This window comes from Arthrobacter sp. NA-172, from assembly GCF_043952055.1.
In the GTDB taxonomy this organism is placed as follows: domain Bacteria; phylum Actinomycetota; class Actinomycetes; order Actinomycetales; family Micrococcaceae; genus Arthrobacter.
The window spans coordinates 171,883-184,120 of record NZ_JBINOT010000002.1; the positions used below are offsets into that span (position 1 = coordinate 171,883).

The following is a 12,238-nucleotide window of genomic DNA, read 5'->3' on the forward strand; positions in this document are numbered from 1 at the left end:
CATCCCGCACTCTCCGCTCCCTTCCGTCAATCGCAGGCGTCCGATCGGCCCGCTCTCACAACCTCTGCGTCCCAGTATTCCGTGGGCAGCATCTCCGGGCAATCGAAGTTGGAACGTCCCTGTTACCTCATGTCAATACCTCCGGGAAGGGGCATTCGTCGCCTCAGTTGAATATGTCCGGTTGGGTCGGCGGTTCCAGTCCTCGTTGACGGGGGGTTTCACGGGTGCGGGCTGCTTGGCCGTGGCGAGGGTTTCGAGCCGGCCCGTGAGGGACAGGATCTGCCGGGACAGGGCGGCAGGTCTGATCTTCTTGTATTCGGTGTTCATGCGGAGCACGGCCATAGGTGAGACCCTGGGGTCGGCTTTCGTGCGTCTGTGCGGGGTTGCCGGAGCGTCGTGCTTCTTGGTGACCTTGGCTCCGACGCGGATTTTGGCGATGAGCTTCTGCTGGGGCAGCAGGTAGTTGGTGAAGATCCGGTCCAGTTCCCAGACCTGGTTCAGCAGCTCCAGTTCCGCGGCGGTGTCGTAGCGGAGGTAGCCGACGAGTTCACGGACCCTGGCCCAGTTCTTCTGCTCCACGTGGGCCCCGTCGTTCTTGTTGCCGGACCGGGAGCGGGTGAAGGTGATGTGGTGTTCCAGGCAGAAATCGAACAGATGGTTGTTGATGAACTCGCTGCCGTTGTCCGAATCGATGCCGATCACGGGAAAGGGAAACACCGACAGGACGTGCTGCAGGGCAGCGAAGACGTGCTTCTGCGCCCGGTTGGGCACGGACCGGTTCACCGTCCAGCCCGTGGCGATGTCGGTGACGGTCAGCGTGAAGCAGAACTGCCCGGAGTTGTTGGACCCTTCATGGCCGACCAGGTCGATCTCCACGAACCCGGGCACGGCATCATCCCACTGCGCCCAGGTCCGGATCGGGATCTGGGATTTCAGCAAGGACCCGGGCTTGGTGTGGGAGCGCCCCCGGGGCAGCAGCTTGGCCCGTTCCCCGGCCAGCCGCCTGTCGATCGTTGCCGCGCTCATCCGCGCCAGCAGGGCCGCCTGCGGATCCGTGACCTGCAGCGCTCCCTCGTCCCGCAGCATCGGAACAAGTTCAGGCATCTCCGCCGCCAGCAGCCGTCCGGCCGGCGCCCGCAGCACCGCCCAGCACTGCACCAGACCTGGCTGCAGATCCGCCCCGTACACCGGAGCCCGGCCCGCCCGCACCGGACGCGGCCTGGGCGGATCAAGGGCATGCCGCAGCACCGCCCGCGCATAGTCCCGGTGCCAGCCCGTCAGCTCGACCAGCTCGTCCAGGATCCTGCCCTTCCGGAGCCGATCACCGGCCCGGTAGGTCCTCGCCAGCTGCTTCGTCACGGCCTTGCGTTCGGCCATCGTCAGTCCCATCCACCCTGCGTAACCCGCGACCGCCCGCCCGGCAACCCCGAACCGCCCGGCAACCCCGAACCGCCCGGCAACCCCGAACCGCCCGGCAACCCCGAACCGCCCGGCAACCCCGAACCAGCCGGAGAAATACTTATGAGGCAACGTATGCCCCTTCGCGGAGGTTTTTTACGAGTCAACTCGACGTCTTCCATCATGACTTCAGGAAGCGTAACCTGCTGCTGTAGACCCGTCTACAGCAGCACTTCCATCAAAACCCAGGCTGTGGTCTCAATGTCGAACATCCTGATGAATAGAACGCGAAGTCGCATTGTCCGGCTTCTTGTCCGAAGCGGACCCGCCACCTGCGCCGAGATTTGTGCTGAGCTCCAGGTCTCCTCGTCGGTTGTCCGGCGCCACCTTTACCTAATGCGTGATGAAGGCCTCGTGCAGAATCAGTCCCATCGTTTCTCGGCTCGTCCCCGGCAGATTCGGGAGCGGCTACTGGAAGCAGCCCTGACCTTCGAGGTCCAAGTCATGCCGAAAGAGCCGTCTGCAGCCATGGACGAAGGCAAGTTGGAAATACCTTTCCTCCGGAACGCAACTACGAAAGGTTCGAGTGAACCCGCATGAAACTCGAATTCTACGAGCCCGCAGAGGCTGCGGCTCTCCTGAAATGCACTGAGGCTTGGCTCCGTGACGGAGCGACAAATGGCCGGTTTCCCCACTCGGTTTGGGGAAAGGGAAAAATAGTCTTCACATCGACCCACTTGAAGAGGATCGCGGAACTGCAGGAAGTTCCGCCAAGCCCGACGTCGGCGGCGACCTCCGTCCGGCGCGCAATAGGCGTCCGAGCCCAACGCCGTCCGGCATAGCCCGCCCCCGGACTCGAAGCAGCGAGTTAGCGGATCCAGGCCCGCGCGGACCGCTCAACGGCATCCGCTGCATCCTGAAGAGCTTGAGGCATGAGGTGTCCGTAGACCTGTTCTGTTGTTCGCGTCGATGCGTGGCCAAGCCGGCGGGAGATAGTAAAGAGCGAGACCCCGTCCTGAATGAGCCACGATGCGTGCGTATGGCGCAGGTCGTGGACTCGTGGATTCTTCGCAAGCCCTTGCTCCTGCGCAGCCTTGATCGCAGGGATCCAAAAATCCTGCCAGTACAGCTTGTGCGCGATTCGTTCCCCGCTCGGCGTCGTAAAGAGCAATTCCTTACCCTGCCGGCTTGCCACCAACGGGATCAGCAACTCCACAAGCTGCGAATTCAAGGACACTGTTCGTTTCCCCGCACCGGTCTTTGTTGCACCAATGTAGAACTCGGAGTTGGCACCACGCTTCCACGCTTTGTTGATCCGCAGTGTAGGAGGCTTCGACAGCAAGTCGACGTCCGCAACTGTCACTGCCGTCGCCTCGCCGAAGCGGGTCCCAGTCATCACCAAGAAGTTCGTGAAGGTCTTGTAACGCTTCCCCATGCATTCCATGATCAAACCGAATTCGGCGAAAGTAAGAAACCGCTCCTCATCCTCGGGCTTCTCACCCGAGGGCAGCTGCACACCGCGGCATGGATTGTCCTGCCGATACCGGAGCATGACGGCAGTTTCCATCGCAGCGAAGATCAATCCATGCACGTTGCGGATGGTCTTCGGCGTCCGGCCCTTCTTCAACATGGATTTGATCCAATGCGTCAGATGTCTGTAGTCGAGCTTGTCCACAGGCAGCGGACCAAGGACCTCCCTGATGTGGAGATCGAGCATCGTCTGGTAGGTGCGGATGGTTCCAGCGGATGGTCGAACCAGAAGGTCAATATGCTCCTGAATCACATCGGCCACGGACGGAACATGTTTCTGAATGCTAATCAGTGCGTCCTGGGCAACTTCGAAAGACTGGCCGTTGGCGTCGAGCAATCTCTTGACGGTCAGAGCTTCGGACTCATTGTCGAAGGTGATGCCCTGCTGTGTACGTGTCTTTGGATCCCGCCAGCGGACCATATAGGACTTGGAGCCATCCAATTTGACACGCACTCTGATGCTAGCCATAGCCAAAATGCTACGCCGCTGTCCACACTTTTTGAAGATTTGTCCACAGCCAGAGGGCCAAAGGGCCCCTGACCTGCGGAAACACTGTGCCCGAGGTGGGACTCGAACCCACACACCTTTCGATACCGCATTTTGAGTGCGGCGCGTCTGCCAATTCCGCCACTCGGGCGCGGAAACACCGGAACAAGACTAACCGACGTCGAGCTCTTCACAGAACTCAACGCTCCCTGTTGCAGTGCGCGAAACTACTCTACATGCAGATAGGCTATTTTCCAGAACCGGCTCGGCAGAGCAATAAATCATACGCAGGGACCGGGTGCAACTAAGATGGTTGAGAACCCGCCGTACGTCTTGAAGGAGATCCCGTGTCAGAACAGACGGAGTCCAAGCCCGCATCCCAGCCGGCACGCCGCGTAGTTGTCGCCGAAGATGAGACTCTCATCCGCCTGGACATCATCGAGATCCTGAAGGGTGAAGGGTACGACGTCGTCGGTGAGGCCGACAATGGTGAGAAGGCTGTACAGCTGGCCGAAGAACTGAAGCCGGACCTGGTCCTCATGGACGTCAAGATGCCCGTCATGGATGGCATTTCGGCCGCAGAGAAGATCGTCAAAGCCAGGATCGCCCCCGTGGTCCTCCTGACGGCATTCAGCCAGAAGGAACTCGTTGAACGCGCCCGCGACGCCGGGGCCATGGCCTACGTCGTCAAGCCGTTCACCCCGGCGGACTTGATCCCGGCTATCGAGATTGCGTTGTCCCGCCACGAGGAGATCAGGGCCCTTGAAAACGAGGTGACCGACCTTCAGGAGCAGTTCGCCACCCGCAAGCTCGTAGAGCGTGCCAAGAGCCTCCTGACTACCAAGATGGGCTTGACCGAGCCGGAAGCGTTCCGTTGGATCCAGAAGACCTCCATGGACCGCCGCCTGAGCATGCGCGAAGTCGCTGAAACCATCATCAACCAGGTCAACTAGCACTCATCTACGAAGGGCGACCGCTTCCCGGAGGAAGCAGGCGCCCTTCGTCGTCCCAAGCAAACACCACGCAACCAGGCCGCAAACCACAAAAAGGAGGCCCCGCCAGCCGGCGAGGCCTCCCCCTATAGTCAGAAAAAGATCAGGCCTTGGACTTGGCCTTCTTCTTCTTTTCCGGCCACGGTCCGAGCTTTTCCTTGCGGGCGGCGGATTCTTCAACGCGGGAGGTGTCCGCGAGGTCGCCCACCTTGTGGACCTTGAGCGAGTTCGTGGAACCAGCCTGTCCGGGAGGGGAACCGGCAGCGATGACCACGAGGTCGCCGTTCTCCACAATCTTCATCTCGAGGAGGCTGCGGTCCACCTGGGCCGTCATGGCGTCAGTGTGGCCCACCATGGGCACCAGGACGGGCTGGATACCCCAGGTCAGCGCGAGCTGGTTCCAGACGTGCTCCACGGGGGTGAAGGCAAACACCGGCTTGACGGGCCGCAGGCGCGACAGGCGGCGGGCCGAGTCACCGGACTGGGTGAAGGTACAGATGAACTTGGCGTCCAGCTGGTCTGCGATCTCGACGGCGGCACGCGTGATGGCGCCACCGCGGGTCTTCGGCTTGGTGCCCAGCGGAGGAACGCGCTCGAGGCCGTGCTCTTCCGTGGACTCGATGATCCGGGCCATGACCTTCACGGTCTCGATCGGGTACTTGCCCACGCTGGTCTCGCCGGAGAGCATGACTGCGTCGGCGCCGTCGAGCACTGCGTTGGCGCAGTCGGAAGCCTCTGCACGCGTCGGGCGCGGGTTGTCGATCATGGACTCGAGGACCTGGGTGGCCACGATGACCGGCTTGGCCCAACGGCGGGCCAGTTCGATGGCGCGCTTCTGGACGATCGGCACTTCCTCCAGGGGAAGTTCCACTCCGAGGTCGCCACGGGCAACCATGATGGCATCGAAGGCGTCGATGATTTCGTGGAGCTGCTCCACTGCCTGCGGCTTCTCGATCTTGGCGATCACCGGCACGCGGCGGCCTTCTTCGTCCATGATCTCGTGCACGCGCTTGATGTCGGACGCATCCCGGACGAAGGACAGGGCTACCAGGTCCACGCCGCGCTTCATGGCCCAGCGGAGATCGTCCTCGTCCTTTTCGCTCAGCGCGGGAACGTTGACGGCAACGCCGGGCAGGTTGATGCCCTTGTTGTTGGAGACCCAGCCACCGACGGTCACTGTGGCGACTACCTTGACGTCGTCAACCTCGACGGCACGCAGTGCCACCTTGCCGTCGTCGATCAGCAGTGCGTCGCCGACGTTGACGTCTTCGGTGAGGCTCTTGAGCGTGGTGGAGCAGATGTCCTTGGTCCCCGGGACGTCCTCGGTGGTGATGGTGAACGTGTCACCGACGGAGAGTTCGTGGGGGCCGTCCACAAATCGGCCCAGACGGATCTTAGGACCCTGCAAGTCGGCCATGATGGCAACGGGCTTGTGGAGTTGGGCGGAAGCCTTGCGGACGTTCTCGTACGTGATGTCGTGTACTGAGTAGTCGCCGTGGCTCATGTTCATGCGGGCGACGTCGACGCCGGCTTCCAGCACCGCGAGGGTGTTGTCAAAGCTGGATATTGCCGGTCCGAACGTTGCCACGATTTTTGCGCGTCTCATATACCTACCCTAGTAGTGTGCTGCGGTTGGAGTTGGGAAAGCGTTGTACGCCGGCCCTTAGAGGACCGATATTGCCCGGTCGGTGGGTGCCACCGGCGCGGGGAGAATAGTGCTGCCCATGAGGTACTTGTCGACGGCGGCAGCGCAAGCGCGGCCTTCGGCGATAGCCCAGACAATCAAGGACTGCCCGCGGCCGGCATCGCCCGCCACGAAAACGCCCTCGGTGTTGGTCATGTAGTACCCATCTCGGGCCACGTTGCCGCGGCCGTCGAATTCTGCGTTGACCTGTTCAGAGATACCTGCAGGTTCTGCTCCAGTAAAGCCGAGAGACAACAACACGAGGTCGGCCGGAATGATGCGTTCCGTACCGGCCTTCGGCAGTCGCTTGCCGTCCACGAACTCGGTCTCGGCAATCTTGACGCCGGTGACCTTGCCGTTTTCTCCGACGTATTCAACGGAGGAGGCAAGATAGGTGCGTTCGCCGCCCTCTTCGTGCGCACTCGCAACCTCGAAGAGCGTGGGGAACATCGGCCACGGCTGGTGCGCTGCGCGCTCCAACGGAGGCTGCTTGCCGATCGCCAGTGTGGTGACGGACGCGGCGCCGTGCCGGTGCGCGGTGCCGAGGCAGTCGGCGCCTGTGTCGCCGCCGCCAAGGATCACAACGTGCTTTCCCTTGGCGTCGATCTGGCCTTCCACGGTTTCACCGGCAACCACGCGGTTGGCGGGCACCAGGTAATCCATGGCGAAGTGGATGCCTTCGAGCTCGCGTCCCGGGATGGGAAGGTCGCGCGGCACGGTAGCCCCCGTAGCAATGACCACGGAGTCGTAGCGGCGGCGCAGCTGCTCCCAGGTCACGTCGCTTCCGACTGCAACGCCGGTGCGGAAACGGGTGCCCTCGGCCTTCATCTGCTCGACGCGGCGGTCCACCTGCTCCTTTTCCATCTTGAAGTCGGGGATGCCATAGCGCAGCAGTCCCCCGATTTTGTCATCGCGCTCGTACACAGCCACGGTGTGGCCCACTCGCGTCAACTGCTGCGCCACTGCCAGCCCTGCCGGGCCGGAGCCCACGACGGCGACAGTCTTGCCGGAGAGACGCGTCGGCGGAAGCGGCTGCACCCAACCGTTTTCGAAGGCGTCGTCGATGATGGAAACTTCAACCTGCTTGATGGTCACAGCGGGCTGGTTGATGCCCAGGACGCAGGACGCTTCGCATGGTGCAGGACACAAGCGACCGGTGAATTCAGGAAAGTTGTTGGTAGCGTGCAAGCGTTCAATCGCTTCCTCCCCCTTTCCGCGCCACGTGAGGTCGTTCCACTCGGGAATGAGGTTTCCCAGCGGGCAGCCCTGGTGGCAGAACGGAACGCCGCAATCCATGCAGCGGCCGGCCTGGCTTTTGAGCACGCCCTTGTCCTGGGCTTCGTAGACTTCCTTCCAGTCCATGATGCGGACGGGAACAGGACGGCGTGGCTGCGTCTCGCGCTGCCGGACTTTCAGAAATCCGCGTGGATCAGCCACCGGTTACCTCCAGGATTCGGGACCATACTTCTTCACCATCAGGGTCCAGGCCCTCTTCGATGGCGTCGAGCCGGGTTTGCAGGACCGCGGCGTAGTCGCGCGGCAGGACTTTGGTGATGCGGGCCGCAGTGTCATCGAAGTTCTCGAGCAAGCGGCCTGCGAGGACGGATTCGGTTTCTTCCAGGTGCTTGACCAAGAGGCTTTGGACGATCGAACGGTCCTCGGAATCGAGTTCGAGCAACTGCAGTTCCCCGGAATCCAGGGCTTGCTTGTTGACGCGGGCCTGCTGGAGATCCAGCACGTAGGCCGTACCGCCGGACATACCGGCGCCGAAGTTGCGGCCGGTCCGCCCAATGATCAGCGTCTGGCCGCCGGTCATGTATTCGCAACCGTGGTCGCCGATGCCTTCGACGACGGCGGTGGCACCCGAGTTGCGCACCATGAAGCGTTCGCCCACCTGGCCACGCAGGAACATTTCACCGCTCGTGGCACCGTAACCGATCACGTTGCCGGCGATAACGTTGCGCTCCGCCTGGAAAACGTTGGTCCGGTCCGGACGGACAATGATGCGTCCGCCGGAGAGGCCCTTGCCAACGTAGTCGTTGGAGTCGCCGAACATGCGAATCGTGATGCCGGCCGGGAGGAAAGCACCCAGTGACTGCCCCGCAGTACCCTTCAGCGTGATGTCGATCGTGTCGGTCGCGAGCACATCAATGCCGAACGTCTTGGTCACGACGTGTCCCAGCATGGTACCCACAGAGCGGTCCGTGTTAATGACGTCGACGGCGATCTTCACCGGGGTGCGGTCGCTCAAAGCCTCGGCGGCCATACCGATGAGGCGCTGGTCGAAGTGCTTGTCGAGCTCGTGGTTCTGGCCGGTGAGGTTCCGCAGGGGAACGTCGTCGTCGAACTCGAGGCCGTGCAGGATGGGATCGAGGTCAAGGCCCTCGGCCTTCCAGTGGTCGATCGCTTGGCGGCTGTCCAGAACCTCAGCGTGGCCGATGGCCTCCTCGAGGCTGCGGAATCCAAGCTCGGCGAGCAGTTCACGGACTTCCTCGGCAAGGAACTCGAAGAAGTTAACCACGAACTCCGGCTTGCCGGTGAAGCGCGAACGCAGCTCGGGGTTCTGGGTTGCGACGCCCACCGGGCAGGTGTCCAAGTGGCAGACGCGCATCATGATGCACCCGGAAACCACGAGTGGCGCCGTCGCGAATCCGTATTCTTCAGCGCCCAGCAAAGCAGCGATGACGACGTCGCGGCCGGTCTTGAGCTGGCCGTCCACCTGGACCACCACGCGGTCGCGAAGCCCGTTCAGCATGAGCGTCTGCTGGGTCTCGGCGAGGCCGAGTTCCCACGGAATGCCGGCGTGCTTGAGCGAGTTCAGCGGCGAGGCGCCGGTTCCGCCGTCGTGCCCTGAGACGAGAACGACGTCGGCCTTCGCCTTGGTGACGCCGGACGCCACCGTGCCGATCCCGACCTCGGAAACGAGCTTCACGTGCACACGGGCCGAGGGGTTGGCACGCTTGGCATCGTAAATGAGCTGCGCGAGGTCCTCGATCGAGTAGATGTCGTGGTGCGGAGGCGGCGAGATCAGCCCGACGCCGGGGGTTGAGTGACGGGTCCGGGCTACCCAGGGGTAGACCTTCTGCGCCATCAGCTGACCACCTTCACCGGGCTTGGCGCCCTGGGCCATCTTGATCTGGATGTCCTCGGCGTTGGTGAGGTAAAGGCTGGTCACGCCGAAGCGTCCGGAGGCGATCTGCTTGATGGCGGAACGGCGTTCCGGATCGAGCAGGCGGTCCACGTCCTCGCCGCCTTCACCGGTGTTGGACTTGGCGCCCAAGCGGTTCATGGCGATCGCGAGGGTTTCGTGGGCTTCCTTGGAGATGGAGCCGTAGCTCATGGCCCCGGTGGAGAACCGCTTCACAATGCTGGACACCGGCTCGACGTCCTCGAGACGTATGGAGGGGCGCACGCTGTCCTTGAACTTGAGGAGACCACGGAGGGTCATCAGGTTCTGGGACTGATCGTCGATGCCCTTGGTGTAGGACTTGAAGATGTCGTAGCGGCGTTCGCGGGTGGCGTGCTGAAGGCGGAAGACCGTCTCCGGGTTGAACAGGTGCGGTTCGCCGTCCCGACGCCACTGGTATTCGCCGCCGCCGAGCAGCGGACGGTGCGGCTGCTCGATGCCGCCTTCCGGGTACGCCATCTGGTGGCGCGCGGAAACCTCGGCGGCGATGACGTCCAGGCCGACGCCGCCCAGCTGGGAGTGGGTGCCCGAGAAGAATTCGTCCACGAGATCCTGGGACAGGCCCAGTGCTTCGAACGTCTGGGCGCCGGTGTACGAGGCCACCGTGGAAATACCCATCTTGGACATGATCTTCAGGACGCCCTTGCCAAGGCCCTTGATGAGGTTGTAAACGCCGTCTTCCGGAGTCACACCCACCACCTCGCCGGTGCTGATGAGCTGCTCCACGGATTCCATGGCCAGGTACGGGTTCACGGCGGAAGCACCGAAGCCGACAAGTACAGCCACATGGTGCGTTTCCCGGACGTCCCCGGCTTCGACCACCAGGGCGGTCTTCGTGCGGTTGGCGCTGCGGAGCAGGTGGTGGTGCACCGCACTGACAAGCAGAAGGGACGGGATGGGAGCCCACTGCGCGTTGGAGTCGCGATCGGACAGCACGATGTACTGCACTCCGCGGTTGATCGCGCCGGAAACCTGCTCGCAGATTTCGGTCAGCCGGCTGCGGAGGGATGCTTCGCCGCCTTCGGGACGGTACAGTCCGCGGACCTTCATGGCGACCCTGTCGCCGTCGGCGTTCTCGATATTCGCGATCTTGGCGAGCTGGTCGTTGTTGATCACGGGGAACGGCAGGGAGATCTGCGGTTGGCGGACCTGCCCGACGTCGAGAAGGTTGCCGTTGGGCCCGATGGCGCACTTCAGCGAAGTGACAAGCTCCTCGCGGATTGCATCGAGAGGCGGGTTGGTGACCTGGGCGAAGGACTGCACGAAGTAGTCGAACAGCAAACGCGGGCGCTTGGACAGCACCGCCACCGGAGTGTCGGAACCCATGGCGCCGAGCGGCTCAGCGCCCGTGCGGGCCATCGGGCCGAGGAGGATCTTCAGTTCTTCGGTGGTGTAGCCGAACGTCCGCTGGCGGATGTTGACCGAAGCAGCCGTGTGGAGCACGTGCTCGCGCTCGGGGAGGTTGTTGAGGTCGATCAGGTTGTCCTTGACCCATTCGGCCCAAGGGTTGGCTGCTGCGACTTCGGCCTTGACCTCGGCGTCGTCGATGATCCGGCCGGATTCGGTGTCCACGAGGAACATCTTGCCCGGGGAGACGCGGCCCTTCTTGACTACCTTGGCGGGTTCGACGTCGATCACGCCGACTTCGGAAGCGAAGATGATCAAGCCGTCTTCGGTGATCCAGTAGCGCCCCGGCCGCAGGCCGTTGCGGTCAAGGGTGGCGCCCACAAGATTGCCGTCGGTGAAGGACACAGCCGCAGGGCCGTCCCACGGTTCCATGAGCAGCGAGTGGTATTCGTAGAAGGCGCGGCGTGCCGGATCCATGGTGGCGTGGTTTTCCCAGCGCCTCGGGGATCATCATCATGATTGAGTGCGTGATGGGCCGGCCGGATAGCCAGAGCAGCTCGGCTACTTCGTCGAAGGACGCCGAGTCTGAAGCACCCGGAGTGCAAATGGGGTACAACTCTTCCGGAGAATCGCCCAGCAGCGGGTTGGCGAGCTGGGACTGGCGGGCGCGCATCCAGTTCCGGTTGCCCTTGACGGTGTTGATCTCGCCGTTGTGGGCGATGGTGCGGAAGGGCTGGGCGAGCGGCCACGACGGGAACGTGTTCGTGGAGAAGCGCGAGTGCACGATGGCCAGCTTGGTCTTGAAACGCTTGTCCGAAAGGTCCGGGTAGAACGGCTCCAGCTGCGCGGTGGTCAGCATGCCCTTGTACACAATGGTGCGCGAGGAAAGCGACGGGAAGTAGACGCCGAACTTGTTCTGCGCGCGCTTGCGGATACGCCAGGCGCGGGAGTCAAGTTCGTTGCGGTCCAGCAGCTCGCCCGTGGCGGACGCAAAGAAGGGCTGCGCAAAGTAGGGCATGCAGGCGCGGGCCATGGCGCCGACCAGATCCCCGACAACCGGCACCTCCCGCCAGCCGAGAACCGTCAGGCCCTCGTCAACGGCAAGAGCCTCGATTCCAGCCTTAGCGGTGTCGGCTTCGCGGCTCTCAGCCGGGAGGAAGGCTGTACCAACGACGTACTGGCCCGGTGCAGGCAGTTCGAACTCCGTGACGGCCCGGAAGAACTCATCCGGAACCTGCATGAGGAGTCCAGCGCCGTCGCCCGTCCCTTCGTCAGCGCCGACGGCGCCGCGGTGTTCAAGATTGCGCAGGGCAGTCAGGGCCGCTTCCACGATGTCGTAGCCGGGTTCACCACGCAGGGTGGCGATAATGGCCAGCCCGCAAGCGTCCTTCTCCTGCTCGGGGTTGTAGAGCCCCCGGGCTTCCGGAAGCGCAGCGAAACGCTTGAAGGGTGAAATGGCGCCCTGCGGTTCGACTGTTTCGGACCAACTTGGGGTATGAAGATGGGTCATTGAAGACGTCCTTCCTCGAGATCGTGCGAATGGAAGGGACAACGTTGGCCCCACCTTGCCTGCCGTGTGACGGGCATAACAAAGCGCTAGTTACTTGAAATTG

6 protein-coding genes, 1 tRNA gene and 1 pseudogene are annotated in these 12,238 nt (G+C 62.8%); 2 read left to right on the plus strand and 6 right to left on the minus strand.

Annotation, left to right across the window (positions count from 1 at the left end; all coding sequences use genetic code 11):
* Positions 1-132: 132 nt before the first annotated feature.
* On the minus strand, positions 133-1,530 hold the full coding sequence (locus tag ACF0H6_RS13185) for a transposase family protein (RefSeq protein ID WP_395250100.1): 1,398 nt from the start codon (positions 1,528-1,530) through the stop codon (positions 133-135).
* 144 nt (positions 1,531-1,674) lie between these two features.
* On the opposite strand from ACF0H6_RS13185, the gene ACF0H6_RS13190 reads away from it, so the two are divergent.
* Entirely contained in the window at positions 1,675-1,998 is a 324-nt protein-coding gene (locus ACF0H6_RS13190; protein WP_395250101.1) for an ArsR family transcriptional regulator, read from the plus strand.
* Between the two features lie 268 nt (positions 1,999-2,266).
* Here the strand turns inward: ACF0H6_RS13190 and ACF0H6_RS13195 are convergent, their stop codons facing one another.
* Both ACF0H6_RS13195 and ACF0H6_RS13200 read right to left on the minus strand, forming a co-directional pair.
* Positions 2,267-3,397, minus strand: a complete 1,131-nt coding sequence (locus ACF0H6_RS13195; protein ID WP_395250102.1) for a tyrosine-type recombinase/integrase — start codon at positions 3,395-3,397, stop codon at positions 2,267-2,269.
* 87 nt (positions 3,398-3,484) lie between these two features.
* Positions 3,485-3,566, minus strand: a tRNA-Leu gene (locus ACF0H6_RS13200).
* 196 nt (positions 3,567-3,762) lie between these two features.
* On the opposite strand from ACF0H6_RS13200, the gene ACF0H6_RS13205 reads away from it, so the two are divergent.
* On the plus strand, positions 3,763-4,368 hold the full coding sequence (locus tag ACF0H6_RS13205; RefSeq protein ID WP_269993486.1) for an ANTAR domain-containing response regulator: 606 nt from the start codon (positions 3,763-3,765) through the stop codon (positions 4,366-4,368).
* 142 nt (positions 4,369-4,510) lie between these two features.
* Here the strand turns inward: ACF0H6_RS13205 and pyk are convergent, their stop codons facing one another.
* The 3 genes and pseudogenes from pyk to gltB form a co-directional block, all read right to left on the minus strand.
* Positions 4,511-6,013: a pyruvate kinase gene (pyk, locus tag ACF0H6_RS13210; RefSeq protein WP_395250103.1), complete on the minus strand. Its 1,503-nt coding sequence runs from the start codon at positions 6,011-6,013 to the stop codon at positions 4,511-4,513.
* A gap of 57 nt (positions 6,014-6,070) precedes the next feature.
* A complete protein-coding gene (locus ACF0H6_RS13215; protein ID WP_395250104.1) occupies positions 6,071-7,528 on the minus strand; it encodes a glutamate synthase subunit beta in 1,458 nt (485 codons plus the stop codon).
* Positions 7,521-12,135: pseudogene (gltB, locus tag ACF0H6_RS13220) on the minus strand (glutamate synthase large subunit). The gene ACF0H6_RS13215 and the pseudogene gltB overlap by 8 nt, the downstream one beginning before the upstream one ends.
* Positions 12,136-12,238: the final 103 nt, after the last annotated feature.